The sequence below is a fragment of the Ruegeria sp. YTSA144 genome (assembly GCF_059610125.1).
Genome location: NZ_JBXWNA010000001.1, coordinates 1,334,360 through 1,359,159, shown reverse-complemented (window position 1 = coordinate 1,359,159; position 24,800 = coordinate 1,334,360). Strand labels below are relative to the sequence as shown.

The following is a 24,800-nucleotide window of genomic DNA, read 5'->3' as shown; positions in this document are numbered from 1 at the left end:
TGGAGAATTGACATGGTTCAACTGACCCTGCCCAAGAATTCCCGGATTACCACCGGCAAGACCTGGCCAAAGCCGGACGGCGCCACGAACGTGCGCAAGTTCCAGATCTATCGTTGGAACCCCGATGACGGGCAGAACCCGCGTGTCGATACGTATTTCGTTGATATGGATACGTGCGGTCCGATGGTTCTGGACGCGCTGATCAAGATCAAGAACGAGATTGATCCGACCTTGACGTTCCGCCGGTCTTGCCGCGAAGGCATCTGTGGATCCTGCGCGATGAATATCGATGGGATCAACACACTGGCCTGTATTTATGGTATGGATGAGATCAAGGGTGACGTGAAAATCTACCCGCTGCCGCATATGCCGGTGGTCAAGGACCTGATCCCTGATCTGACCCACTTCTATGCCCAGCACGCCTCGATCATGCCGTGGCTGGAAACCAAGACCAATCGCCCTGCGAAGGAATGGAAGCAATCCATCGAAGACCGCAAGAAACTGGACGGTCTTTATGAATGCGTGATGTGCGCCAGCTGCTCGACCTCTTGCCCCAGCTACTGGTGGAACGGCGACCGCTATCTTGGCCCCGCGGCCTTGCTGCACGCCTATCGCTGGATCATCGACAGCCGGGATGAGGCGACGGGTGAACGTCTGGATGAGCTGGAAGATCCGTTCAAGCTCTACCGCTGTCACACAATCATGAACTGTGCCAAGACCTGTCCGAAAGGTCTGAACCCGGCCAAGGCGATTGCCGAGATCAAGAAGATGATGGTCGAGCGCGCGGTCTAACCACGGGCGCGATTTGCGGTTTTCGCATGTCCATCTTGCAAAATTAGGCGATGCAGCCCCGGCTGCATTGCCTTATTTTTTGGGCAGGGAGGAGTGATGAGTTTTAGTCAGGATCACTCCAATGAGCAAAGAAACATCCAAACGGAAAACCGACGCCCAAGAAGCGCTGGACCTGCTTGAACAGGCATGGGCCTATTACACGCCAGAACCTGCGAAGGCTGACAAGGAACCAGAGCTTTTCGAATACGCAAACGCTGCCTGATACGGGCGGCAAGACTTGAAAACCGACGGTTTATCGGCAAAGCAGAGGGATGCCTGTTCTTCTGCTTCTTCTGGCGACCGGCGTGTTTGCCTATTTCCTCTGGCGCTCGCGCCATTCCGGGCTGACACGTGATTGCAGGTGGCGGCAGGACAAGAGCCACGGCATCTGGCGGTGCAGCTTCTGCGGTGCCGAAATCACTGCGCTGGACCAACCATTGCGGTGTTTGCGGGCGCGTGATCCCTGAAAGATAGTGCTTTTCGCGGGCTGAATAATGCGCCACTCTGCCCGGCATGACCGTTTCAGAAAACACTGTCCACCCTCCCGAAGATGCCGAAGCCCGACGCGCGGTTGCCCCTGTCATCTGTTACCCGAACGAGGCATTGCCACGACCGGATGTGCGCTGGATGAGGTCCCTTCGCGAACGCGCAAGCAAAACGGGCGAAGTGCTGGTGCCGCCACGTGATGCGCGTTGTTTCGAAGTGCCTGCCGGCCATTTCTTTCGCATCACTTCCGTCGAGGGGCCGCAGGTTGGCGATCTGAACCTGTGGAACCGAAACGACTTGTCGGAACGCTTCTATTCCGGAAAAACCCGGGCGCTGCATGGCACGCATCTGACCACCGGAGAGCGGATGTGGTCCAGTTTCCCGCATCTGCGCCCGATGGCCACGATTATTGCGGATGCGCTTGAGTGGTACGGAATCGATCCCTATGGGGGGTCGGTTCATGACGTCATCGGCACGCGATGCGATCCGTATACGGGCAACCTTTTTTCCGGCACGCAATACCACCATTGCTGCCATTCCAACCTGACCCGCGCGCTTGCGGATCACCTCAATATTCCGCTGGCCGAAGCCGAACCAGCGGTACACGACGTGCTGAACGTTTTCATGTGTACCGGTTTCACCCGCGACACGGGTCAATACTTCATGAAAGCCTCACCCGTACGTCCCGGAGATTTTCTGGAGTTCTTTGCCGAGATTGATCTGCTGGGCAATCTCAGCGCCTGCCCGGGCGGGGATTGTTCGTCCGAGCATTCCTCGGACACAGCTGCGTGTTACCCCTTGCTGGTCGAGGTTTTTGCTCCGGCTAGAGGCGATTTGGAGGGGTGGGACAGCCCCGCGAGCAATGGTTATGATCGCTCGCACGGGCGTTAGGATCGGCAGGCACCAATATTCGGTACCTGCGCTGTGTCAGCTGTTCGGGAATGCGGCCTGAAGCGCGATCTCGACCATATCGCCAAAGCTGCTTTCACGTTCTGAGGATGGCAGAGCCTCTCCGGTCAACAGGTGATCGGAAACAGTCAGAACGGCCAAGGCGCGGCATTTGTGGCGCGCCGCCAGAATATAGAGTTCGGCCGCTTCCATTTCGACGCCCAGAATGCCGTGACGCACCATCTGTTCGTTGAGATCAGGGCGCTCGTCATAAAAGACATCTGACGAGTAAATTCCACCAACATGGGTCGGCGTTCCCTTGGCCGCGGCCGCTGTGGCGGCAGCTTGCAGCAGCCCCCAATCGGCGCAGGGCGCAAAGTTGAGCTCTTTCATGATGCCGCGCGACGGTGTGCTCAGCGTGGTTGATGTCATGGCCAGAATAACGTCACGAATTTTGACGCTGTCCTGCATCCCTCCGCAGGATCCGATGCGGATCAGGGTTTTCGCACCGTAATCGCGGATCAACTCATTTACATAAATGGAAAGAGACGGCATTCCCATACCGCTTCCCTGAATTGTTACGGGATTTCCCTTCCAGTTTCCGGTAAAGCCAAGCATTCCGCGAACGTTATTGACCTGTTTGACATCGTCCAAAAACGTCTCGGCTGCCCATTTCGCCCGATAGGGATCACCGGGCAAAAGAACGGTTTCAGCTATTTCGCCTTTTTTGGCGCCAATATGAATTGTCATTTTCAGAATCGCTCAGATTAGATTTCCAGATCAGAAATATCCACGCCTGCGGTCAGCGCGTCATGCACCCATTGAGGTTTGCGGCCGCGACCGGTCCAGGTTTGATCGGGGTTTTCCGGGTTGCGGTATTTAGCCTTTGTTTTTGTTGGCTTAACGCTGCGCGACGTTTCTCCGGACAGTTCAGACAAAGAAAAGCCGAATTCTGCCGCGGCCTTTTCTGCGGCTTTCAAAGCCTCCTGACGTTCGCGTTTTTCTGCCCTGATCAAAGCTTTTTCGACGTCATTGCGCAAAGCCAAAAGGTCTTTACGTGACATTTGCTCAAGATTGATCCCCATCAGTCTTCTCCATCAGATAATAATTACGGTGCACATGAGCGCGCACCGTAATTCCAAATACCAGCTTATTCCATCCCGAATATTTCAGGGACGGAAACAGGAGAAAAAGTGCCTTAAACCTTGATTACTCTGCTGCGAGATTCCGAGGATCCGCCAGAGTAACAATATCGCCCATTATCGAATTGAGTTCGAAGTTTTTTGGGGTGTAGACCTTGGCCACACCCATGGATTTCAGTTTTTCGGCATCTTCGTCCGGAATAATGCCGCCCACCACGACTGGGATATGAGACAACCCCGCCTGCCGCAGACGTTCCATGACGTCTTTGACCAGTGGCAGGTGGCTGCCGGACAAGATCGACAGTCCAATGACATGCGCGTCATCTTCGCGGGCGGCTGCAACGATTTCTTCGGGTGTCAGGCGAATGCCCTCATAGCTGATGTCCATACCGCAATCGCGGGCACGGAAGGCAATCTGTTCGGCGCCGTTGGAATGGCCGTCCAGCCCGGGTTTGCCTACAAGGAACTTCAGACGCCGGCCCAGCTTGTCGCTGACGGCATCAACGGCGGCACGCAGGTCGTCCAACCCTTCGGTCTTGTTCGAAACAGACCCCGAAACACCGGTTGGGCCGCGATAGGTTCCGTAGACCTTTCGCATCTCTTCGGCCCATTCGCCCGTCGTCGCGCCGGCCTTTGCGGCGGCAATGGACGGTTCCATGATGTTTGCCCCGGTCTGTGCCGCTTCGCGCAGCGCCGCCAGGGCGGCTGTTACGGCCGCTTCGTCCCGTTCTGCGCGCCACGTATTCAGGCGGTCGATCTGTTCTTGCTCCACGGCAGGATCAACAACCATGATGCCACCGTCTTCGGTTTGCAGGGGGGATGCCTCGCCTTCGATCCATTTGTTCACACCGACGACGACGGTTTCATTGCGCTCGATCCGGTTCAGGCGTTCAGCGTTGGAATCCACAAGTCGGGATTTCATGTATTCGATCGAAGCGACTGCGCCGCCCATCGAATCCAGGTTGGCCAGTTCGGCCCGTGCGCCTTCTTTCAGCTCTTTGACCTTGGCATCGACAGCGGGGTTGCCATCGAACAGGTCATCATATTCCAGCAGATCGGTCTCGTAGGCCAGGATCTGCTGCATCCGCATCGACCACTGCTGGTCCCACGGACGCGGCAGACCCAGCGCCTCGTTCCAGGCAGGCAACTGCACTGCACGGGCGCGTGCATTCTTCGACAGGGTTACGGCCAGCATCTCGATCAGGATGCGATAGACGTTGTTTTCGGGCTGCTGCTCGGTCAGACCCAGAGAGTTCACCTGCACGCCATACCGGAATCGACGGAATTTCGGATTTTCAACGCCATAGCGTTGTTGCAGGATCTCATCCCAAAGATCCACGAAGGCGCGCATCTTGCACATTTCGGTGACAAAGCGGATGCCAGCATTCACGAAAAAGGAAATCCGGCCGCAGAGCGCCGGGAAATCTTCGGCAGGTACACGTGGGCGCAATTCGTCCAGCACGGCGATGGCAGTGGCCAAGGCATAGGCCAGTTCCTGCTCTGGCGTCGCACCCGCCTCTTGCAGGTGATACGAGCACACGTTCATCGGGTTCCATTTCGGAACATTGGTATAGCAATACTCGGCCACGTCCGCGATCATCTTGAGCGACGGCTTGGGCGGGCAAACATAAGTGCCGCGGCTCAGGTATTCCTTGATCAGGTCGTTTTGAACGGTGCCCTGTAGTTTGGATACATCCGCGCCTTGCTCCTCGGCGACGGCGATGTAAAGCGCCAAAAGCCATGGTGCAGTGGCGTTGATCGTCATCGAGGTGTTCATCTGTTCCAGGGGGATCTGGTCGAACAGAACCCGCATGTCACCCAGATGACAGACCGGCACACCCACCTTGCCGACTTCACCGCGCGCCAATGTGTGGTCGCTGTCATAGCCTGTTTGTGTCGGCAGATCGAAGGCCACGGACAGACCGGTTTGGCCTTTCGCAAGATTCCCCCGATAGAGCGCGTTCGAGGCTTTGGCCGTGGAATGACCGGCATAGGTTCGGATGAGCCAGGGGCGATCTTTCTGCGTCTGCGTCATAGCGGGGCCTCGCATTTCAGTGGGCAATAAAATTTCGTCTTGAGGTTCTAAAGCGCAATTTTCGGGACATGTCAATTCGCTGCGTTGCGGCATGCCGCAATTGTTCAGATTGTGGGTCAGTGTGATTGGTGGCAATGTGCGGCCATGACGCAAACCGTGGAACTTCCGCTTTGGCTTTTCGTGCTGATCGTGGTCTTTGCCATGGTCACTTTCGCATCGCATTTCCTGTTCCCATCTGTCCGCTGGTTTTTCCGCCGGAGGCTGGAACGCGCGGTGGCACGCCTGAACCAGCGCCTTCAGCGCCCGATCCAGCCTTTCAAGCTGGCGCGTCGACACGACATGATTCAGCGATTGATTTATGATCCGCAGGTCGGTCAGGCGGTTCAGCAACATGCCCGCGAAACCGGCATGCCCGAGGCTGTCGCCTCGGAGCAGGCGCGCCGCTATGCCCGTGAGATCGTGCCGTCCTTTTCGGCCTTCGCCTATTTCAGCTTTGCGATTCGACTGGCCCGGCTGCTTAGCAACACATTCTACGAGGTGCGGCTTAGCTACCAAGACGAAGAATCCGTCAGGAATATCGACCCTGAAGCAACGGTTGTCTTTGTCATGAACCACCGGAGCAACATGGATTACGTATTGGTCACGTATCTTGCAGCCCGACATTCTGCGCTGTCCTATGCTGTCGGAGAGTGGGCCCGGGTCTGGCCGCTCAGCCGATTGATCCGGGCGATGGGGGCTTACTTTATCCGGCGCAAGTCCGGCAGCGAACTCTATCGCCAGGTTCTGTCCACCTATGTGCGTCACGCAACCGAAGCCGGCGTAACTCAAGCCATGTTTCCAGAAGGCGGGCTGAGCCTGACCGGGGCCATTGCGCGCCCCAAGCTTGGACTGCTCAAATATATTATGGATGGAACGTCGCCACAGGGGCGCGATGTGGTGTTTGTTCCGGTGGCACTGAATTACGACCGTGTGTTGGAAGACACCATCCTGACCCGCGCGGCACTTGGCACTGAGCGGCGGTTTCGCGCGCGGATCGGTGTCATCACGCGTTGGATATTGAAACAGCTTTGGCGTCGTTTGATCGGCCGATACAAGCGGTTCGGTCTGGCGTCCGTCCGGTACGGCAGGCCGATCTCTCTGAAGGACTTCCGGGCTGAGGGCAGCGACGACGTGATGACGGATTTGGCCCGGGTGCTGATGCAGCGAATCCAGCATGCTATTCCGCTGGTGCCGGCACCAGCGGCCTGTTTGCTGGTACGCGACAACGGCCCGATGTCCGAAGAAGACGCTCTGTCACGAATTCAACAGATGATGGAGCGCGATGACCCGCAGACCAAGGACAATTCGCAGGCCATATCAAATGCTTTGGATCAACTGGTTGAACGCCGGATTCTGAACCGACAGGGGAATATGCTGTCCGTATCAGGTCAGCGCGGCGATCTTCTGGACTATTACGCCGCATCCGTCCCGGCGGATTCAGGTATCGGAGTTTCTGCATCCGCAAAATAACTTTCTGCAACCGCTGGGTCATAAAATTACAATATGATGCCAAAAACGGTTGCAATATTACTCGACGCCCAATATTCCAGTCTGTGAAGCGCGCGATTCTGCGTCGCGGCAAAGGTACTGAAAAGAGGAGGCCGGCATGGCTTTGGACACCGAAAGTGGTATCGCGTCGTACGAGGCACCTGAAAAAGATCTGTATGAAATGGGTGAAATCCCACCCATGGGATATGTCCCAAAGCAGATGTATGCCTGGGCCATCCGCAAAGAACGTCATGGCGAGCCGAACACGGCCATGCAGCAGGAAGTTGTGGATGTTCCGACCTTGGACAGCAACGAAGTGCTGGTTCTGGTTATGGCTGCCGGGGTCAACTACAACGGCGTCTGGGCCGCTCTGGGGCAGCCGATCAGCCCGTTTGATGGCCACAAAGCACCCTACCACATCGCGGGTTCGGATGCGTCGGGCATCGTTTGGGCCGTTGGCGACAAGGTAAAGCGCTGGAAAGTTGGCGACGAGGTTGTGATCCACTGCAACCAGGACGACGGCGATGACGAGGAATGCAACGGCGGTGATCCGATGTATTCGCCCAGCCAGCGGATCTGGGGTTATGAAACGCCGGATGGCTCGTTCAGCCAGTTCACGCGCGTGCAGGCTCAGCAGCTTATGCCGCGCCCCAAGCATCTGACATGGGAAGAAGCGGCGTGCTACACCCTGACGCTGGCAACCGCATACCGGATGCTGTTTGGCCACGAGCCACACGATCTGAAACCGGGTCAGAACGTCCTGGTCTGGGGTGCATCCGGGGGCCTGGGTTCCTATGCGATCCAATTGATCAATACCGCCGGCGCAAATGCGATCGGTGTGATTTCAGACGAAAGCAAGCGTGATTTCGTTATGGGTCTGGGCGCCAAAGGTGTTCTGAACCGTCGTGATTTCAACTGCTGGGGACAATTGCCCACGGTCAACACACCGGAATATGCCGAATGGTTCAAAGAGGCCCGCAAATTCGGCAAGGCGATCTGGGACATAACCGGCAAAGGCAACAATGTTGACATGGTGTTCGAACACCCGGGTGAAAGCACTTTCCCGGTGTCGACCTTCGTTGTGAAAAAAGGCGGTATGGTCGTGATTTGCGCTGGAACATCGGGTTTCAACTGTACATTCGATGTGCGCTACATGTGGATGCACCAAAAGCGTTTGCAGGGCTCGCACTTTGCTCATCTGAAGCAGGCGGCAGCCGCGAACAAACTGATGGTCGAGCGTCGTCTGGATCCCTGCATGTCCGAAGTGTTCACCTGGAATGACCTGCCTGAAGCACACATGAAAATGCTGCGGAACGAGCACAAGCCGGGCAATATGTCCGTTCTTGTTCAGGCGCCGCGTACTGGTCTGCGTACCCTCGAGGAAGTCCTGGACGCAGGTTGATAACCCGCCAGGGTTGTAGACAAAAAAACACCCGCGAATCACCTTGTTGGTTCGCGGGTGTTTTGTGTTTTTCAGGCCTCTGACGATCTTTCAAATGTTTGCATTTTTGCCCATCGCTATTTTTGGGGAGTAGAAACCGGCGAATAGGCTGAAAAAGATCATACATGTTATGGTTGTGTTAACCCTTCGTTAACTGTTTCAGAGAGACCCTGATGGCGCAAAATGAGTGGATATTGGACGTATTGTCGGACCTCAATGCTTTCGCCGTTGCGAATGGTTTGAGCGCGCTTGCAGAGCAGCTTGATGACACAAGACTGATCGCGGCTGCCGAGATTGCGTCCTTGAAGAACGAGGTACGGGCGCCCGCGGATGGCAACGAAGGTCGATTTGGGTCAAATCCTTCAGGATTTGGAAAACACCAACACGCTTGAAGAACTCAGCGCCGTAGCGGAGCGTTTGCGGGACGCGTTGAAGGTCGAGCACCTGACGTATCACTGGGTTGACGGTGCCGGAGATCAATACGGCTACACCACCTATTCAGACGCTTGGGATGAGCGCTACAGGGAAAAAAACTATCACCGTATCGACCCTGTGATCTTGGGGTGTTTCCAGCGGTTTCACCCGGTTGACTGGAAGTCTCTGGATTGGTCCGGCAAGGTGGCGAAAGCCTTCCTTCTGGATGCGCAAAGCCATGGCGTTGGCAATCAGGGGTATTCCATCCCAATTCGGGGTCCAAATGGTCAGTTCGCCCTGTTCACGGTCAACCACAGTTGTGATGATCAAACCTGGAAGAACTTTATCTCGACTTACGGGCGTGATTTGATTCTTGTTGCGCATTACATCAATCGCAAGGCGCTGGAGTTTGAAAAAGACAGGCAGCCGGACTGCCCGCGCAGCTTGTCGCCAAGGGAAATCGACGCGATCACACTTTTGGCGTTGGGATACAGCCGCGCCCAAGTGGCCCATTCTCTGACGATTTCCGAGCATACGTTGCGCGTTTACATTGAAAGCGCGCGCTCAAAGCTGGGCGCACATAACACAACCCACGCAATCGCCACGGCACTCAGCCGGGGATTAATAGTGGTTTAAGGCGTGAACGGCCTCCACACGCAAAATTAACCACGACTCTGTACTCCCTTCGTTCCTGCACAGGACGACAAGGGGAACAAGTCATGTTGCGTTATCTATATGCCGATGAGTTACACAGATTTCCGACTCTGGCAGAGGGGATGTTCAAGGATCGCGCGGATCAGTTCAAGACCCGGTTGGGGTGGGATGTCCACGTCAACGAGAAAGGGGAAGAGCGGGACGAATACGATGATCTCAATCCGCTTTACGTCATCTGGGAAGAGCCGGATGGCAGCCACGGAGGGTCGATGCGTGTATTGCCTACGACCGGCCGGGTGATGATCAATGAGGTTTTTGGTCATCTCAACGGCGGTAAGCCGATTTGCAGCCCCCTGATCTGGGAGGTGACCCGGTTCTGCCTGTCGCGAACAGCCAGCCCGCATACTGCCGGCGCCATCATGCTGAGCGGAGGCGAAATGATGGAAGGTTTCGGCCTGACGCATATCGCCGGCGTATTCGATGCCAGAATGATCAGAATCTATCGCCTGATCGGGTCATCGCCCGAGGTTCTGGGAACCCAGGGCAGCGGACGCGATCAGATTTCAGTCGGTTTGTGGCCCTATTCCGCGGACGACTGCAACCGGGTGGCCGCGCGTGCGGGCATCCCGCGCGACCTGTCTCGGATGTGGTTCAAGGCCGCATTCGGCCCGAAGAAACAGCACCGGTTCGCCCTGTCCGCCTAAGTGTCGGAAAACGCAAATCCACATCTGGTGATGGCTGGCGCGGCCCTGTAGGGTCGCGCCATGTCCTTGCCGAATGTAACGTTCTCAGATGATCAGGCCGCCGCGTATGACAGCATCGCCGAGATGCTGCGGGCAGCAGGTGTTGATCTGGAAGATGATGCCCTTCTGAAACTGCCGGGCGCAGGAAAATCCGGTGTGATGGCCGTGATCGGCAAGGCCGGCTCGGGCAAAACGCTGCTGTTGGCCGAGTTGTACAAGGCACTGGCAGAGACGGGTGTTCAGATTGTGTCCGGCGATTATGAAAGCCGTAAATCGAAAGACAAGCGCAGCCTTGCCATACTGGCCCCGACGAACAAGGCTGCAAGCGTTCTGCGATTGCGCGGCGTGCCTGCGACCACGATTCACCGAATATTGTACACGCCGGTTTATGATCCGGAATACGAGCGTATTGCGGAATGGCTGGCCGGCAATGACGAACGCCCCGATATCGAAGGTTTGACGGATGAAGCCTTGGATCGCGCGGCTGCTTTCTATCAAAACAACAAATCGATCCCCGGGGCGCTGGCCGCCGCCGGTTTGCGAGGGTCGGATTTCATCACAGGGTGGAAGCGCCGTGACGAACCACTGGATATCGGGTTTGTCGATGAGGCGTCGATGCTGGATGACCGTCAGTTCGATGATCTCAAAGAGATTTTCCCGACCCTACTGTTGTTCGGCGACCCGGCTCAGCTGGCACCGGTAAATCAGTCCGGCAGCATGGTTTTCGAGGCATTGCCCGGGCCCAGGAAGCTGACTCTCCAGCGGGTGCACCGCCAGGATGCGGACAATCCAATTCTGGATCTTGCGCATGCGCTGGCCGATCCGGCAATGGGCTTCGAGGATTTCGAGCGACTGATCGAAGAATCCGCTCGTCGGGATGACCGGGTTGTCTGGGGCCAGCGGGTTGAGGTCGATCTTATGGCCCGAAGCCCGGTTCTTGTCTGGCGCAACGCCACGCGCATTCGTTTGATACAGGCTTTCAGGCAAGTTCACGGTGCGCCGGATACGGAATTGCTGGAAGGTGAACCGCTCATTTGTGATGGGATCGAGTTGCCCCTGAAACATCGCAAGAAGCGGCTGGATCTAGAGGCGCGCGGGCTGATCAAAGGAGCTCAGGTGGTATATCTGGGGCCGGGACGAAAGCCGGGGTTCTCGCGTCTTCACGTGATGGGGGCCGAAGACCCTCAGGTCAGTGCCGCGTCCATTGTTCAGATCGAAAAACCGGACGAGGAAGAGCCTTTTATTCCCTACGCTGCCCGCATGGGGGCGACCTTTTTGCACGGGGCGGCCGTTACGATCCACAAGGCGCAAGGGTCACAATGGGATACGGTTCAGGTGTTCGCTCCGGATCTCTATGCCGCCGCTCGCATGGGCCGGACCGAGGCCGGACAGCCATTGTGGAAACGTTTGGCATATGTCGCGATCACGCGGGCGCAAGAGCGTTTGATCTGGGTGGTGCGCAATCGCCTGTCAAAGCCCACGCACCCCCTGCGTGTGGATGACTTGAGGGCGATTCCGGCGGCTTCGCTGACATTGGAGGCGGAAGAGACATGAAATCCATCATCGTGACGGGTGCCAGTTCAGGTATTGGTCGGGCGACAGCCCAGCTGTTCTTGTCCGAAGGGTGGACGGTCGGGCTGTTGGCGCGCAGCAAGGAAAAGCTGGAAGCCCTGGCAAAAGAACATCAGGCGGCCATTGTCCTGCCTACGGATGTGACCGACCCGGATGCGGTTGAACGGGCTTTCCGGTCTTTTACAGACCACACGGGGCGGCTGGATGTTCTGTTCAACAACGCCGGTATCTTTGCGCCGGGCGGTACGATCGACGAGATCGCTCTGGACGATTGGTACCAAAGCGTCAACGTGAACCTGAACGGCATGTTCCTCTGTGCGCGAGAAGCCTTCAGGATCATGCGCCACCAAAACCCGCAGGGCGGCCGGATCATAGACAACGGCTCGATAGCGGCGCATGTTCCGCGCCCGAATTCGGTGCACTATTCGGCCACGAAGCACGCCATTACTGGGCTGACGCGCAGCCTTTCGCTGGATGGGCGTCGCTTTGGAATCGCATGCGGGCAGATCGATATCGGAAATGCGCGCACGCAGATGGTGCAAGGCCTTGTGGACGCGGCGCATGCCGCCGGCGAGACACCGGACCCGACGATGGCCGTGGAAGACGCCGCGCGTTCGGTCCTGCATATGGCAAGCCTGCCGCCCGAGGCCAACGTGCAGTTCATGACCGTCATGGCCACGACCATGCCCTATATCGGCCGAGGTTGACCGTTATTTTTCACGCAACAGCCGGAAGGCTGTCGAGGCGCCCCAGCCTGCCGCAATCGCTATGACCAGCGACATCAGGCCGTACCAGACGGGTTGCTGGCGGGACATATTGTACAAAAAACGCTCCAGGCCGACTTTCCGGACATCAATGATCGCTTCATATTGCGAGACGACCTCTCCGCCACGGGTCAGGAAAATCCGGGCGGCATAATCGCCTTCGGTCAGGTCGGCGGGCATATCGATCGAGGTGCGGAACAAGGTCTGTTCATCCACTGCCACGGTATTTTCGCGGATGGAATACAGGTGTTCGTTTTCTCGAATCCTTATCACGGCATCTGCAAAATCCTGTGCGCCCCGGATGTGCATCGCGGCACCGACCGAGCGGATCGCGCGTTCGATCGAAATCCGGTAACGCAGGTCTTCGGTGTCGGACAGGATGTCGTCGAAGGGCCCGCTGGTCGCAACGGCATAAAAGCTGGGTGCAAGGTCGACAAGAACACTGTCGGTGTTCACCCAGATCCCAAGCTTGCGTTCCTTGCGTCGCACGGTGACAGGTTCGGACGGACCCGCAACCGCGACGATGACTTCAACCGGTGGGCCGGAAGGGATTGGGGTTTCCCGCTTGATGGCCCCAAAAATCAGAAGCTCCGATCCGTCGAATGTAGCGGTGATGGCAACCCGGTCCTGGCTGAGACCAAGGACAACCTGCTCTTCCGCCGCCAAAGCGGGCATGCAGAACAAGCACAGGGCGGCAATAAGCGAACGCAGCATCCTCAGTGCCCTCCGCCATTGCCAAGCGAGTAGAGCTCGGCGGGTTCAAGAAGCAGATCAAGTGCCAGCTTGCCACATACGGCCAGTACCAAAGCGGCAAGCAGCACGCGCAATTGTTCCGCCGGCATCCGGGCTCCGATCACGGTTCCGATCTGGGCGCCAATGACGCCGCCGACCAGCAACAAGACCGCCAGAACAACATCAACCGTATAGTTGGTGGTGGCGTGCAGCATCGTGGTGAAGGCTGTCACAAAGATGATCTGGAACAGCGACGTGCCGACAACGACCTTGGTCGGCATACCCAGCAGATAGATCATGGCAGGAACCATGATGAAGCCGCCGCCGACACCCATGATCGCGGACAGAACCCCAACGCACAGACCGACCAAGGCCGGTGGAATGACCGAGATATACAGGCCCGAGGTGCGGAAACGCATTTTGAAGGGCATGGCATGGACCCAGCCCCGCTGCCGACGCTTGGCAGGGGCCGCGCCGCCCTTCTTGGCTTTACGCAGGGCCCTCAGGCTTTCGACAAACATCAGGCTGCCGATGACGCCAAGAAAAACAACGTAACAGAGTGTCACCAGCAGATCGACCTGACCCAGGCTTTTGAGATAGTTGAAGACAACCACGCCCAAAGCAGCCCCGACAAGCCCGCCAACCAGCAATACCGTTCCCATCTTGAGGTCGACGGTCTTTCGTCGGAAATGTGCCAGAACTCCGGAAAAGGATGATGCGACGATCTGATTGGCTTCGGTTGCAACTGCCACCGCCGGCGGAATACCGATGAAAAACAGCAGCGGGGTCATCAAAAAGCCGCCACCGACACCGAACATGCCGGACAGGATGCCGACCATGCCGCCCAACCCCAACAAGAGGAAGGCGTTTACTGAGACTTCTGCGATGGGAAGGTAAATGTGCATGGTACTGTTACTTTGCGTATGGTCGTGGCTTGCCTGTTATAGGTTGAGAATTCAAGTGTGGTAATTGTCATGTGCCGTGGGTCAAACAACATCAAATCCCCCCGGGTTCCGCCAAAGAAAAGATCTCTTCTTGCGGTAAAAAAAGGTCAAACCCGATCTTTCCGGCGACACCCATGACTAGAAGCGCCAAAAGGATACGCAACTGTTCGGCTTTCAGACGTGCACCAATCTGCGTTCCCAATTGCGCACCCAAAACACCGCCCAGCAACAAGAACAGGGCGAGGACAATGTCGACACTGTAGTTGGTCGAGGCATGTATCATCGTTGTGAACCCGGCGACGAAGATGATCTGGAACAGGGATGTCCCGATGACCACCTTTGTCGGGATACCAAGAACATAGATCATTGCGGGCACCATGATGAACCCGCCGCCGACTCCCATGATTGCCGACAGAACACCAACGCCGAATCCGACCAGCGCCGGAGGTATGACCGAGATGTAAAGTCCAGATGCCGGGAACCGTTTCTTGAACGGCAGGGCATGAATCCAGGTTCGCTGGCGTCGCTTGGGGGCAGGTTCATTGCCTGACTGTCTGGCCTTTCGGATGGCTGCCAGGCTTTCGATGAACATCAGGGTTCCGATGGCGCCCAAAAACGCCACATAGCAAAGCTGTACCGCCAGATCGACCTGCCCGAGATGCTTGAGGAAATTGAAAACCACCATCCCAAGGGCCGCACCGAACAACCCTCCGGCCAGCAGAACGCTTCCCATTTTCAGGTCCACGGTCTTGCGTCTGAGATGAGCCAACAAACCCGAAATGGACGAGGCAACAACCTGATTGGCGGATGTTGCCACAGCAACCGCAGGGGGTATTCCGATAATGAACAGCAACGGGGTGATCAAAAACCCGCCTCCGACCCCGAACATACCGGACAAAATGCCGACGGCCCCGCCGATCCCCAATAGCAGGAATGGGCTGACGGAAACTTCTGCTATGGGAAGGTATACGTGCATACCCTCTTAGAACGGTTGCGGCATGCAAAATCAACTCTGCATGCCGCTCCGCAGCGAACAGGACTGAAACTCAGTTCGGAACTGGCCTTATCAGCGCTCTTTGACGTAGGGTTCTCCGCCCGCCCGCGGTGGAATGGCTTTGCCGACGAACCCGGCAAGAATCACCACCGTCAGGATATAGGGCAGGGCGTCCATCACCTGCACGGGAATCACGACGCCACCCAGGTCGATATTTTGGAACCGCAGCGCGATCGCTTGCAGCAGACCGAACAGCAAGCAGGCCCACATGGCATGCCACGGGCGCCACTTGGCAAAGATCAGCGCGGCCAAGGCGATAAAGCCACGACCGGCGGTCATTTCCTTGACAAACCCTGCCTGCAAGGCCGTGGCCAGATAGGCGCCTGCAATACCGCACAGCACACCGCAGATGGCGACAGCGGCGAACCGCAGGCCAATCACTGAAACACCGGCAGTGTCCACTGCGGCAGGGTTCTCACCCACCGCCCGCAGGCGCAGACCGAACCGGGTGCGATACAGAATCCACCAGGTGGCCGGAACCATCAGGAACGCGACATAAACCAGGATCGAGTGGCCCGAGAGCAGTTCGGAATAGATGGGGCCGATAATCGGCACACCGCTGAGGGACTCGGCGAATGGGAAGTTGATCGGTTCGAACCGGCCGCCGCCAAACAGCGATGGTGTCCGCCCACCCTGCTGAAACCAGCTTTGGGCGACCAGAACAGTCAGACCCGAGGCCAGAAAGTTGATGGCCACACCCGATATCAGTTGGTTGCCCCGGAAGGTGATGGATGCCAGCCCATGCAGACCCGACAGCAACAACGAGGACGCAATACCAGCCAGCAAGCCCAGCCAAACCGACCCAGTAACAGCAGCGATGGCAGCCGAAAAGAACGCTGCCATCAACATCTTGCCTTCGAGGCCGATGTCAAAGATCCCGGCCCGTTCTGAAAACAGACCGGCCAGACAGGCAAGCAGCAGCGGCGTAGACAGGCGAATGGTCGAATCCAGAACCTGAATGAGGGTTACGAAGATTTCCATCACTCAGCCCTCTTCCGCATACCCAGGAACAGTTTTTCAAGCGGCATTCGGACCATGTTGTCCAATGCGCCGGTGAACAGGATGACCAGGGCCTGAATGACCACGATCAGTTCCCGCGGGATCGAAGCCCACAGCGCAAGCTCGGCGCCCCCCTGGTACAGAAACCCGAACAAGAGCGCGGCCAGAAACACACCGAACGGATGTGAACGCCCCATCAGAGCCACGGCGATGCCAATGAAACCCGCGCCCTCAGTCGAGTTCATAACAAGTCGCTCGGCTTCGCCCATGACATTGTTGATGGCCATCAGCCCCGCCAGCCCGCCGGAAATCAGCATCGCAACAATCGTGATGCGCACAGGTGAAATACCGGCATAGACAGCGCCGGTCTCGGAATGGCCATAAGCCCGGATTTCATAACCCAGACGCGTGCGCCAGATCAGTGCCCAGACTACGACGCAGGCAAGCAACGCGATGAAGAAGGTGATGTTCGCTGGGGCGCCTCGGAAAACAACGTTCTCTGCGGTCGAGAACATTTCCTGGAAAGAGGGCAGATGCACGCTTTCAGAGAACCGCGCGGTGGCCGGGTCCTGCGACCCTTGGGGGCGCATGACATTGACCAGCATGTAATTCAGGAAAGCAGCGGCGATGAAGTTGAACATGATCGTGGTGATCACGATATGGCTGCCGCGTTTTGCTTGCAGATAGGCCGGAATGGCCGCCCAGAGCGCGCCGAACAGCATCGATGCCGCGCAGGCGGCAAGCAAGGCAATGCTCCAATGCGGCCAGTCGACATACAGACAGACCATGGCCACGCCCAGCCCGCCCAGCATCGCCTGGCCTTCGCCCCCGATGTTGAACATACGGGCATGGAAGGCGACGGCCACCGCAAGACCGGTAAACATGAAGTTCGTCGCGTAATAGAGCGTATAGCCCCAGCCATAGGTCGATCCCAGCGCACCGGTGACCATCAATTTTACGGCTTCGACAGGGTTTTCGCCGATGGCGAGGATGACCAGCGCCGAAAGGATTGCGGCCAGTATCAGACTGATCAGCGGGATCAGAATGACATCGGCCCATTTAGGCATTTTTTCCATGTTACGCGGCCTCTCCCGCAACACCGGCCATCAGAAGGCCCAGTTCTTTTTCATCTGTCTCATGGGGCAGGCGTTCTCCCATGATATGTCCGTCAAACATCACCGCGATCCGGTCCGAGAGCGAGAAGATTTCTTCCAGCTCGACCGATACCAGCAGGATTGCCTTGCCCTGATCACGCAGCGCAACAATCTGTTTGTGAATGAACTCGATGGCGCCGATGTCCACGCCCCGCGTGGGTTGCCCGACCAGCAGCAGGTCAGGGTTGCGTTCAATCTCGCGCGCGACAACGATTTTCTGCTGGTTGCCGCCCGAGAAACTCTTGGCTGCCAACCAGGGATTGGGCGGGCGGACGTCGAATTTCTGGATCTTGGCTTCGGTATCGGCGCGCAACGCCGCGTTGTCCATGAAGATACCGCGTTTGTAGGCCGGGTCGCGGTGATATCCGAAGGCCACGTTTTCCCAGGCGTGGAAGTCCATGATCAGGCCTTCGCGCTGCCGGTCTTCGGGCACGTGGGCGATATGTTGCGCGCGGCGGGCCTGACCATCTGATCCGGCCCCACTCAGTGCCAGCGGTTCGCCGTTCAGCTTGATCGTGCCCTGTCCGGGACGCATTCCGCCAAGAGCTTCCAGCAGTTCGGATTGACCATTGCCGGCCACGCCGGCGATGCCGACGATCTCACCTGCGCGCACGGTCAGGTCGATATTTTTGACCCGTTCAACGCCAGCCGAATCAAAAACGCTGAGATTTTCGATCTCGAGGATGGGTTTGCCGGGCGTCGCGGGCACCTTGTCGACCTGTAGCAGAACCTTGCGGCCGACCATCAGTTCGGCCAGCTCCTCGGGACTGGTCTCGGATGTTTTGACAGTCGCCGTCATTTGCCCGCGCCGCATAACCGATACCGTGTCGGTGTTTTCCATGATTTCGCGCAGTTTGTGGGTGATCACGATGACCGTCTTGCCCTCGGACCGCAGCCGGTCGAGGATGCGGAACAGCTGATCGGCCTCGGCAGGGGTCAACACGCCGGTCGGTTCGTCCAGAATCAGAATTTCGGCCTTGCGGTACAGCGCCTTCAGGATCTCGACCCGCTGCTGCATCCCCACGCCGATCTCGTCGATACGCTTGTCGGGATCGACGAACAGCTCGTACTCTTCCTCGAGCTCTTTCAGCTCTTTGCGGGCTTTTGCCAGTGATGGCGCCAGCAGCCCGCCATCCTCGGCGCCCAGTACAATGTTTTCCAGAACGGTGAAATTTTCCACCAGCTTGAAATGCTGGAACACCATCCCGATGCCCGAGGCGATGGCCGCCTGGCTGTCCGGGATGTCGGTCTTGGTCCCATTGATCCAGATCTCACCTTTGTCGGCTTTGTAAAAGCCGAAGAGAATGCTCATCAACGTGGATTTGCCTGCGCCGTTTTCACCGATGATCCCATGGATCGTACCGGGTGCAACGCTGATCGAGATGTCTTTGTTGGCCTGAACTGGCCCAAAGGCCTTGGATATCCCTTTGAGCTCAATGGCTGGGACGGTCATGTCTTGCCCTCAACTGCCGAGAAAGCCATCCGGCTGTCCGCTCGGATGGCGAAGTGGGTGGCGAGGCGGAAGGCACTCTCCCGCCCCGCACGTTATCAGAACTGCAGTGCCGGGCAGCTGTCGTTCTCGTAATAGCTTACAACTTCGATGTCGCCGTTGATGATCGCCTTGCGGGCTTCGTCGACAGCGTCGCTCATGCGAACCGAAACAAGCTCTTTGTTGTTTTCATCCATGGCAACGCCGACCCCATCTTCGGCCAGACCCATGATGAAAACGCCGGTTTCGACGTTTTCGCCTGCTTTCATCGCTTCATAAACAGCAACGTCCACACGCTTCAGCATCGAAGTCAGCACCTTGCCTGGGTGCAGGTGGTTCTGGTTGCTGTCCACACCAATCGACAGGATGCCTTCGTCAGCCGCAGTTTGCAGAACGCCAACGCCGGTTCCGCCGGCCGCGGCGTAAATCACATCAGCACCCTGGCTGATCTGTGCTTTCGTCAACTCCGAACCTTTTACAGGATCGTTCCAGGCGGCAGGAGTCGTACCAGTCATGTTGGCGACAACATTGATGTCCGGGTTCACGGCCTTCGCGCCCTGGGCATAGCCGCAGCCGAAGTGGCGAATCAACGGGATGTCCATGCCTCCGATGAAACCAACGGTGCCGGTTTTCGACGCCATGGCGGCCATCATGCCGACCAGGTAAGAACCTTCGTGCTCGGCAAAGCCGATCTGGCGGATGTTTGGAGCGTCCAGCCAAGTCACGTCAACCGCGACGAATTTGGTGTCGGGGTAATCACTTGCAACAGCGGCCAGGGCGTCAGCGATTCCGAACCCCATGGTGATGATCGGATTTGCACCGGATTCCGCGAAACGGCGCAGGGCCTGTTCGCGCTGCGGTTCTGCCTGAATTTCGATTTCCAGATACTTGCCGCCGGTTTCATTCGCCCAGCGCTGCGCGCCGTTATAGGCGGCCTCGTTGAAGGACTTGTCGAACTTGCCGCCCAGGTCAAAGATCACCGCCGGCTCGGCCAGAACCGCTCCGGCTGACATTGCGACCGCAGCGGCAGCACCCATCAAGGATTTCATCAGGGTCATTTCAGTCTCCCAATATTATTTTGTTGGCACAGGGTCAGATTAGCCCCGTTCACCCACTTTTAGCGAGCATAACTGTTGTGATGGCGGGTATTAAGGGGGTTTGCAACCACCATGGTCAACTGAATTCTGACCAAATGGTCTAAGAAACGGGCGATTGCCGTTGGGGCAGGCAGCATTCCATTACAAGTGCATCAGTTTTTTGGCCCGTTTCGCGCGCATAGTACGCCTTGCGCAGCCCGCACTGCCGATATCCGCATCGATTGTACAGGGAAATGGCCGCAATGTTGTCGGCCGCGACATCCAGAAAGGCACGCGTTGCCTGCAAAACGATTGCCTGATCATGCCATTCCTGCATGAGTCGAAGTGCCAGGCCCTGCCGTTGAAACGAAGGGTGGGTCGCAATTGTCAGCAACTCGGCTTCGCCCGCTATCACCTGAAACAAGGCAAAACACCGGGAATCTCCGGCCGCATGAGTAAAGCGGTTTTCGAGAAGGTCGGCGAATTCATCTTCTGTCCAGCCGCGCGATTGCGAAAACGCAGCGGCATGAGTCGATGCCATCTCGTGCGGTGTCATTCGTTCAGCAGCACAGGGGGTGTATCACGGGACGGAGCCGCGTCGGCAGGCCTGACGTACAAAGGTGCCGGCGGCAAACTGGTACGATCCCAGCGCCGCGCGGCCACAAGGGCGATGGATTGTGCCAGCAAGGCAGGGTCAGAGCAGGAATACAACGGCCCGCCAAGTTCCGCTTGGGCCCGGGGCAAGAGACACGGATCGGCACCGGGCATTTTCACATAAACCTGGTCGCGCGGGGCGGGGATCGCCGGTATCTGCCCTTCTTTCGCCAATTCATGCAGGGAATCGAAGCCGGATACCCCGACCGCAGGGATTTCGAGCCCAAGTGCAAGACCCCGCGCGGCTGAGACCGAAATGCGAATGCCGGTGAAGTTGCCGGGCCCTATCCCAACGCCGATTGCGTCCAGACCAGCCCAGTCACATCCGGCTTCAGCCAGAACGTCTTCCAACAGCGGAATCAATCGTTCGGCCTGTCCGCGTGACATCGCTTCGGCATGGGACGTCACGATCTTGCCATCGCGCAATAAAGCGGCCGCGCAATGCGCGGCCGATGTGTCAAACGCCAGAATCGTAGGGTTAGACGGCAACAGGGCGAACCTCGGTCACTTCCGGAATGTAATGGCGCAGAAGGTTTTCGATACCCATCTTCAGGGTCAATGTCGAAGACGGGCAACCTGCGCAGGCCCCCTGCATGTGCAGATAGACCACGCCGCGATCAAATCCGTGGAACGTGATGTCACCCCCGTCCTGAGCCACAGCAGGGCGCACACGGCTGTCCAGCAAATCCTTGATCTGGTTGACGATATCAGCGTCCTCACCAGAGTGCTCGGCATGGCCCGAGGCCCCGGCGGAATCTGCTCCCATAACGGGCTGGCCGGATTGATAATGTTCCATCACCGCGCCAAGAATGGCCGGTTTGATGTGGTCCCACTGTACGTCTTCCGTTTTGGTGACGGTGACAAAATCATTGCCGAAGAACACGCCAGCCACACCGTTGACTGCAAATATGCGCTTGGCCAGCGGGGATTTTTCGCCCGCTTCCGCAGTTGGGAAATCCGCTGTTCCAGCTTCCAGCACCGTTTGGCCGGGCAGGAATTTCAACGTGGCCGGATTGGGGGTGGATTCGGTCTGGATGAACATGAGGGCGCTCCGTCTGATGTGCTTCTGATATGCGCGCAGGCGCACGGGAAGTCAAGATTTGGAACGATTCTAAATTGTCGAGGCGTATTCGAGCGCGTCATCCAGACGGTCATCGCCCCAGAACAACTCTTCCCCGGCCAGAAAACTTGGTGCACCAAACAGGCCAAGCGCCTTGGCGCGGGCAGATTGTTCGAACAGGGCCTCTTTTATGTCCTTGTCCCCTGCGCGGTTCATCACGCTGCCGCGCAACCCTGCCTCGTCGAGGCAGGAGGTCAGTACGCTGTCCTCTGAGATATTCTGCCCGGCGCCGAATTCGGCGCTGTAGACAGCCCGAACAAACGCCGCCCGTTCCCGATGATCCTCGATGGCCAGAACCAGACGCGCTGTCCTGAGCGAATTCTGCGGAAACGGATCAGGCTTTGCGAAAGGAAGCCCGCGCGCCTTGCACAGGCGTTCCATATCGCGCCACATGTACCGCCCTTTGGCCGGATACAGGTTGAAAGGTGAGGTGCGCCATCCTTGATCCGCGAAAACCGGACCCAATAGGAACGGGTGCCATTCAATGGCGACGCCCTTGTCTTGCGCGGCTGCTTCGATCCGCATCGCGCTGAGGTAGGAATAGGTCGAGGCGAATTCGAACCAGAACTGTATCGTCTTCGCCATCGCCGCTCCTCAGGTAATTTCTTCCAGTTTCTCTTTGCTCAGATTGCCTGGAACGATCGTGATCGGAATCGGCAGGCTCCCCGAGTTCTTTGTCAGTTGAGTCACCAACGGACCGGGACCTTTCTTGTCGGTCCCCGCCCCAAGAACAAGAACGCCAATCTCGGGATCGGACTGAACATGTTCGATGATCTCTGGCACGGGATCACCTTCGCGAATGGCCAGTTCAGGTTCCACGTTCTGTTTGTCCCGCATCCATTTGGCAAACACTTCGAAATGCGCGTGGATACGTTCGCGGGCCTCTTCACGCATGGTTTCGGCCACCCCGATCCAGTGATTGAATTCGTCAGGCGGGATGACAGAAAGGACCGTCACACCACCTCCGGTATGGGCGGCCCGCATCGCGGCAAACCGCATCGCGTTCAGGCATTCGCGGCTGTCATCCAGAACGACTAGGAACTTACGCATGGGTATCCTCTTTAGGTTTCCGGGATCATGCCCGACCGATCGCGCGCTGGCAACTCGGGCAAGCCTGGGGCATTGCGCTAGCGTTCACTTGCAGCCCAATCCCAATAGAGCGCGCGGGCACGGCGAGCAACAGGACCCACCTGAAATTGCGTGTCCTCCAGCGCAGTTACCGGTGTGACCTTGCTCATGTTGCCGGACATGAAGACCTCGTCGGCCTCGTGGAAATCCTCGAAGCTCAGAACCGTTTCGTGGACCTTTACACCATCCGCGCGCAGGTTTTTGATATGCCGTGCTCGGGTAATGCCGGCCAGGAAAGTTCCGTTCGGGATCGGTGTAAAGACTTCGCCGTCCTTCACCATGAAGATGTTGGCCGTCGCCGTTTCCGCCACATGCCCCATCGCATCGGCCACCAGGGCGTTGGAAAAGCCTTTCGAGCGCGCCTCTTGCAGCATGCGGGCGTTGTTGGGGTAAAGGCACCCGGCCTTGGCGTTTACGACCGCGCTTTCCAGAACCGGGCGGCGGAAGCGCGTGGTCGACAGAGTGACCGACGCGGTTTCGGGGGCCATTGGGATTTCTTCCAGGCAGATTGCAAAACCTGTGCTGTTTTCCTGCGGAACTATGGCCGTGCTGTCACCATCGATACCCCAATACATCGGGCGGATGTAAACGGCTGTGTCCGGGCTGTAGGCCTGCAACCCTTCGCGTACCAACTCGACCATCTGTTCGGTCGTCATGGTCGGCGTCAGCATCAAGGCTTCGGCTGAGCGGTTCACCCGCGCGCAATGGGCCTCCAGATCCGGGGCCACCCCGTCAAAATACCGCGCGCCGTCAAAGACCGAAGATCCCAGCCAGGCGCCATGATCCGCCGCGCGCATGATGGGGGCGTCCCCCTCATGCCATTGGCCTTGAAAATAGGTCCGGATGTTCGTGCCGGTTGCCATGACGCCCTCCTTTGATTCAGGCAAACCCTAGGAGGGCGTCAGGCGAAGGTCCAGCGCAATCAGCGTGATCCAGCGCCGACCATGCCCACGATTTCGTAGGTCTTTTGCAGGATCGGAGCCGCGATTTCACGTGCGCGCTCGGCACCGCGGGCCAGAATCCGGTCGATCTCGGCCTGATCCCCCATCAGACGTGACATTTCGGTCGAAATCGGGGCCAGTTTCGCCACTGCCAGATCGGCCAGCATCGGTTTGAAGTCACCGAACTGCTTGCCGCCAACATCGGCCAGAACCTGCTCGATGCTTTGATCGCTCAGGGCCGCGTAGATATTGACCAGGTTACGCGCCTCGGGGCGGTCCTCCAGCCCTTCGGCTTCTGACGGCAGAGCATCGGGGTCGGTCTTGGCTTTGCGGATTTTCTTGGCAATCGCTTCGGCGTCATCCGTCAGGTTGATCCGGCTCATATCCGATGGATCGGATTTCGACATCTTCTTGGATCCGTCCCTCAGGCTCATGACCCGTGTGGCCGCACCTTCGATCACCGGCTCGGTGACGGGGAAGAAATCGACGCCGAAATCATTGTTGAACTTGATGGCGATGTCGCGGGTCAACTCAAGATGCTGTTTCTGGTCTTCCCCGACTGGCACGTGGGTTGCGTGATAGATCAGAATGTCGGCTGCCATCAGGGCAGGATAGGCAAACAAGCCAAGCGAAGCGTTCTGCTGGTTCTTGCCCGCCTTGTCCTTCCACTGGGTCATGCGCTGCATCCAACCCATACGCGCAACACAGTTGAATATCCAAGCCAGTTGCGCGTGTTCCGGCACTTGGCTTTGATTGAACAAAATCGATTTTTCGGGGTTTAGTCCAGAAGCGATGTAACCGGCACAAAGCTCCCGCGTTGCATGCTGCAACTCGATTGGATCTTGCCAGACCGTGATTGCATGAAGATCGACCATGCAATAGATGGTTTCAAACTCCTCGCTTTGCATTCTAACCCAGTTCCGAAGCGCACCGAGATAATTGCCGAGGTGCAGGTTGCCCGAAGGCTGTGCGCCGGAAAACACTCGCGGCGTGAAATGGGTCTCGGTCATCA

Annotated in this window: 27 protein-coding genes; 10 read left to right on the top strand and 17 right to left on the bottom strand. The window is 57.6% G+C overall.

The genetic code is table 11. The features are described 5' to 3' along the window. Positions 1-12 precede the first annotated feature (12 nt). The 4 genes from AC2FF8_RS06830 to AC2FF8_RS06815 all read left to right on the top strand — a co-directional run bounded on the left by AC2FF8_RS06830 (position 13) and on the right by AC2FF8_RS06815 (position 2,208). Complete coding sequence (locus AC2FF8_RS06830) at positions 13-792, top strand: succinate dehydrogenase iron-sulfur subunit (protein ID WP_152456842.1); 780 nt, start codon at positions 13-15, stop codon at positions 790-792. Positions 793-913: 121 nt separating this feature from the next. Continuing rightward, positions 914-1,054, top strand: coding sequence for a hypothetical protein (locus tag AC2FF8_RS06825; RefSeq protein WP_170346373.1), 141 nt, complete (start codon positions 914-916; stop codon positions 1,052-1,054). Between the two features lie 49 nt (positions 1,055-1,103). Next, a complete protein-coding gene (locus tag AC2FF8_RS06820) occupies positions 1,104-1,298 on the top strand; it encodes a hypothetical protein (protein WP_170346374.1) in 195 nt (64 codons plus the stop codon). 46 nt (positions 1,299-1,344) lie between these two features. Continuing rightward, entirely contained in the window at positions 1,345-2,208 is an 864-nt protein-coding gene (locus tag AC2FF8_RS06815; RefSeq protein ID WP_496879245.1) for an urea carboxylase-associated family protein, read from the top strand. 36 nt (positions 2,209-2,244) lie between these two features. Here the strand turns inward: AC2FF8_RS06815 and deoD are convergent, their stop codons facing one another. The 3 genes from deoD to AC2FF8_RS06800 form a co-directional block, all read right to left on the bottom strand. Next, positions 2,245-2,955, bottom strand: coding sequence for a purine-nucleoside phosphorylase (gene deoD / locus AC2FF8_RS06810; RefSeq protein ID WP_496879244.1), 711 nt, complete (start codon positions 2,953-2,955; stop codon positions 2,245-2,247). A gap of 17 nt (positions 2,956-2,972) precedes the next feature. After that, positions 2,973-3,290: an H-NS histone family protein gene (locus AC2FF8_RS06805; protein WP_496879243.1), complete on the bottom strand. Its 318-nt coding sequence runs from the start codon at positions 3,288-3,290 to the stop codon at positions 2,973-2,975. A gap of 124 nt (positions 3,291-3,414) precedes the next feature. Continuing rightward, on the bottom strand, positions 3,415-5,382 hold the full coding sequence (locus tag AC2FF8_RS06800) for a protein meaA (protein WP_171171138.1): 1,968 nt from the start codon (positions 5,380-5,382) through the stop codon (positions 3,415-3,417). Positions 5,383-5,526: 144 nt separating this feature from the next. Here AC2FF8_RS06800 and AC2FF8_RS06795 point away from each other — a divergent pair, with 144 nt between their 5' ends. From AC2FF8_RS06795 to AC2FF8_RS06770, 6 genes are all read left to right on the top strand, one after another. Next, positions 5,527-6,891, top strand: coding sequence for a 1-acyl-sn-glycerol-3-phosphate acyltransferase (locus tag AC2FF8_RS06795; protein WP_257599964.1), 1,365 nt, complete (start codon positions 5,527-5,529; stop codon positions 6,889-6,891). A 136-nt stretch (positions 6,892-7,027) separates the two neighbouring features. Further along, positions 7,028-8,311, top strand: a complete 1,284-nt coding sequence (gene ccrA, locus AC2FF8_RS06790; RefSeq protein ID WP_170346380.1) for a crotonyl-CoA carboxylase/reductase — start codon at positions 7,028-7,030, stop codon at positions 8,309-8,311. A 369-nt stretch (positions 8,312-8,680) separates the two neighbouring features. Beyond that, positions 8,681-9,400, top strand: coding sequence for a helix-turn-helix transcriptional regulator (locus AC2FF8_RS06785; RefSeq protein ID WP_170346381.1), 720 nt, complete (start codon positions 8,681-8,683; stop codon positions 9,398-9,400). Positions 9,401-9,483: 83 nt separating this feature from the next. Then, positions 9,484-10,122: an acyl-homoserine-lactone synthase gene (locus AC2FF8_RS06780; protein ID WP_170346382.1), complete on the top strand. Its 639-nt coding sequence runs from the start codon at positions 9,484-9,486 to the stop codon at positions 10,120-10,122. 60 nt (positions 10,123-10,182) lie between these two features. After that, entirely contained in the window at positions 10,183-11,715 is a 1,533-nt protein-coding gene (locus AC2FF8_RS06775; RefSeq protein ID WP_496879242.1) for an ATP-dependent DNA helicase, read from the top strand. Then, complete coding sequence (locus AC2FF8_RS06770) at positions 11,712-12,440, top strand: SDR family oxidoreductase (protein WP_496879241.1); 729 nt, start codon at positions 11,712-11,714, stop codon at positions 12,438-12,440. Before AC2FF8_RS06775 ends, AC2FF8_RS06770 begins: the two co-directional genes overlap by 4 nt. Before the next feature lie 3 nt (positions 12,441-12,443). Here the strand turns inward: AC2FF8_RS06770 and AC2FF8_RS06765 are convergent, their stop codons facing one another. From AC2FF8_RS06765 to trpS, 14 genes are all read right to left on the bottom strand, one after another. Beyond that, the gene (locus tag AC2FF8_RS06765) at positions 12,444-13,211 is read right to left on the bottom strand and encodes a TIGR02186 family protein (protein WP_425078929.1); all 768 of its coding nucleotides are present in this window, start codon (positions 13,209-13,211) and stop codon (positions 12,444-12,446) included. A gap of 2 nt (positions 13,212-13,213) precedes the next feature. Continuing rightward, entirely contained in the window at positions 13,214-14,134 is a 921-nt protein-coding gene (locus tag AC2FF8_RS06760; protein WP_170346386.1) for a sulfite exporter TauE/SafE family protein, read from the bottom strand. A 91-nt stretch (positions 14,135-14,225) separates the two neighbouring features. Then, entirely contained in the window at positions 14,226-15,149 is a 924-nt protein-coding gene (locus tag AC2FF8_RS06755; RefSeq protein ID WP_425078928.1) for a sulfite exporter TauE/SafE family protein, read from the bottom strand. Between the two features lie 90 nt (positions 15,150-15,239). Continuing rightward, entirely contained in the window at positions 15,240-16,208 is a 969-nt protein-coding gene (locus tag AC2FF8_RS06750) for an ABC transporter permease (protein ID WP_170346388.1), read from the bottom strand. After that, a complete protein-coding gene (locus AC2FF8_RS06745) occupies positions 16,208-17,302 on the bottom strand; it encodes an ABC transporter permease (protein ID WP_152456858.1) in 1,095 nt (364 codons plus the stop codon). The genes AC2FF8_RS06750 and AC2FF8_RS06745 overlap by 1 nt, the downstream gene beginning before the upstream one ends. A 1-nt stretch (position 17,303) precedes the next feature. Continuing rightward, positions 17,304-18,833: an ABC transporter ATP-binding protein gene (locus AC2FF8_RS06740; RefSeq protein WP_496879240.1), complete on the bottom strand. Its 1,530-nt coding sequence runs from the start codon at positions 18,831-18,833 to the stop codon at positions 17,304-17,306. A gap of 95 nt (positions 18,834-18,928) precedes the next feature. Continuing rightward, complete coding sequence (locus AC2FF8_RS06735; RefSeq protein ID WP_170346390.1) at positions 18,929-19,927, bottom strand: BMP family lipoprotein; 999 nt, start codon at positions 19,925-19,927, stop codon at positions 18,929-18,931. A 139-nt stretch (positions 19,928-20,066) separates the two neighbouring features. Continuing rightward, positions 20,067-20,501: a GNAT family N-acetyltransferase gene (locus tag AC2FF8_RS06730; protein WP_170346391.1), complete on the bottom strand. Its 435-nt coding sequence runs from the start codon at positions 20,499-20,501 to the stop codon at positions 20,067-20,069. Continuing rightward, entirely contained in the window at positions 20,498-21,088 is a 591-nt protein-coding gene (tsaB, locus tag AC2FF8_RS06725; protein ID WP_170346392.1) for a tRNA (adenosine(37)-N6)-threonylcarbamoyltransferase complex dimerization subunit type 1 TsaB, read from the bottom strand. The genes AC2FF8_RS06730 and tsaB overlap by 4 nt, the downstream gene beginning before the upstream one ends. After that, on the bottom strand, positions 21,078-21,641 hold the full coding sequence (locus AC2FF8_RS06720; protein WP_170346393.1) for a NifU family protein: 564 nt from the start codon (positions 21,639-21,641) through the stop codon (positions 21,078-21,080). Before AC2FF8_RS06720 ends, tsaB begins: the two co-directional genes overlap by 11 nt. A gap of 69 nt (positions 21,642-21,710) precedes the next feature. Next, the gene (locus AC2FF8_RS06715) at positions 21,711-22,304 is read right to left on the bottom strand and encodes a 2-hydroxychromene-2-carboxylate isomerase (protein ID WP_496879239.1); all 594 of its coding nucleotides are present in this window, start codon (positions 22,302-22,304) and stop codon (positions 21,711-21,713) included. Between the two features lie 9 nt (positions 22,305-22,313). Further along, positions 22,314-22,769, bottom strand: coding sequence for a universal stress protein (locus tag AC2FF8_RS06710; protein WP_171634880.1), 456 nt, complete (start codon positions 22,767-22,769; stop codon positions 22,314-22,316). Positions 22,770-22,846: 77 nt separating this feature from the next. Then, entirely contained in the window at positions 22,847-23,710 is an 864-nt protein-coding gene (locus AC2FF8_RS06705) for a branched-chain amino acid aminotransferase (protein ID WP_171616791.1), read from the bottom strand. A gap of 59 nt (positions 23,711-23,769) precedes the next feature. After that, a complete protein-coding gene (trpS, locus tag AC2FF8_RS06700; protein ID WP_170346397.1) occupies positions 23,770-24,798 on the bottom strand; it encodes a tryptophan--tRNA ligase in 1,029 nt (342 codons plus the stop codon). Between the last annotated feature and the right edge of the window lie 2 nt (positions 24,799-24,800).

Coding starts and splice junctions, on each gene's coding strand:
- AC2FF8_RS06830 (WP_152456842.1), top strand. CDS start 13: ATGGTTCAACTGACCCTGCCCAAGAATTCCCGGATTACCACCGGCAAG.
- AC2FF8_RS06825 (WP_170346373.1), top strand. CDS start 914: ATGAGCAAAGAAACATCCAAACGGAAAACCGACGCCCAAGAAGCGCTG.
- AC2FF8_RS06820 (WP_170346374.1), top strand. CDS start 1,104: ATGCCTGTTCTTCTGCTTCTTCTGGCGACCGGCGTGTTTGCCTATTTC.
- AC2FF8_RS06815 (WP_496879245.1), top strand. CDS start 1,345: ATGACCGTTTCAGAAAACACTGTCCACCCTCCCGAAGATGCCGAAGCC.
- deoD (WP_496879244.1), bottom strand. CDS start 2,955: ATGACAATTCATATTGGCGCCAAAAAAGGCGAAATAGCTGAAACCGTT.
- AC2FF8_RS06805 (WP_496879243.1), bottom strand. CDS start 3,290: ATGGGGATCAATCTTGAGCAAATGTCACGTAAAGACCTTTTGGCTTTG.
- AC2FF8_RS06800 (WP_171171138.1), bottom strand. CDS start 5,382: ATGACGCAGACGCAGAAAGATCGCCCCTGGCTCATCCGAACCTATGCC.
- AC2FF8_RS06795 (WP_257599964.1), top strand. CDS start 5,527: ATGACGCAAACCGTGGAACTTCCGCTTTGGCTTTTCGTGCTGATCGTG.
- ccrA (WP_170346380.1), top strand. CDS start 7,028: ATGGCTTTGGACACCGAAAGTGGTATCGCGTCGTACGAGGCACCTGAA.
- AC2FF8_RS06785 (WP_170346381.1), top strand. CDS start 8,681: ATGGCAACGAAGGTCGATTTGGGTCAAATCCTTCAGGATTTGGAAAAC.
- AC2FF8_RS06780 (WP_170346382.1), top strand. CDS start 9,484: ATGTTGCGTTATCTATATGCCGATGAGTTACACAGATTTCCGACTCTG.
- AC2FF8_RS06775 (WP_496879242.1), top strand. CDS start 10,183: ATGTCCTTGCCGAATGTAACGTTCTCAGATGATCAGGCCGCCGCGTAT.
- AC2FF8_RS06770 (WP_496879241.1), top strand. CDS start 11,712: ATGAAATCCATCATCGTGACGGGTGCCAGTTCAGGTATTGGTCGGGCG.
- AC2FF8_RS06765 (WP_425078929.1), bottom strand. CDS start 13,211: ATGCTGCGTTCGCTTATTGCCGCCCTGTGCTTGTTCTGCATGCCCGCT.
- AC2FF8_RS06760 (WP_170346386.1), bottom strand. CDS start 14,134: ATGCACATTTACCTTCCCATCGCAGAAGTCTCAGTAAACGCCTTCCTC.
- AC2FF8_RS06755 (WP_425078928.1), bottom strand. CDS start 15,149: ATGCACGTATACCTTCCCATAGCAGAAGTTTCCGTCAGCCCATTCCTG.
- AC2FF8_RS06750 (WP_170346388.1), bottom strand. CDS start 16,208: ATGGAAATCTTCGTAACCCTCATTCAGGTTCTGGATTCGACCATTCGC.
- AC2FF8_RS06745 (WP_152456858.1), bottom strand. CDS start 17,302: ATGGAAAAAATGCCTAAATGGGCCGATGTCATTCTGATCCCGCTGATC.
- AC2FF8_RS06740 (WP_496879240.1), bottom strand. CDS start 18,833: ATGACCGTCCCAGCCATTGAGCTCAAAGGGATATCCAAGGCCTTTGGG.
- AC2FF8_RS06735 (WP_170346390.1), bottom strand. CDS start 19,927: ATGACCCTGATGAAATCCTTGATGGGTGCTGCCGCTGCGGTCGCAATG.
- AC2FF8_RS06730 (WP_170346391.1), bottom strand. CDS start 20,501: ATGACACCGCACGAGATGGCATCGACTCATGCCGCTGCGTTTTCGCAA.
- AC2FF8_RS06720 (WP_170346393.1), bottom strand. CDS start 21,641: ATGTTCATCCAGACCGAATCCACCCCCAATCCGGCCACGTTGAAATTC.
- AC2FF8_RS06715 (WP_496879239.1), bottom strand. CDS start 22,304: ATGGCGAAGACGATACAGTTCTGGTTCGAATTCGCCTCGACCTATTCC.
- AC2FF8_RS06710 (WP_171634880.1), bottom strand. CDS start 22,769: ATGCGTAAGTTCCTAGTCGTTCTGGATGACAGCCGCGAATGCCTGAAC.
- AC2FF8_RS06705 (WP_171616791.1), bottom strand. CDS start 23,710: ATGGCAACCGGCACGAACATCCGGACCTATTTTCAAGGCCAATGGCAT.
- trpS (WP_170346397.1), bottom strand. CDS start 24,798: ATGACCGAGACCCATTTCACGCCGCGAGTGTTTTCCGGCGCACAGCCT.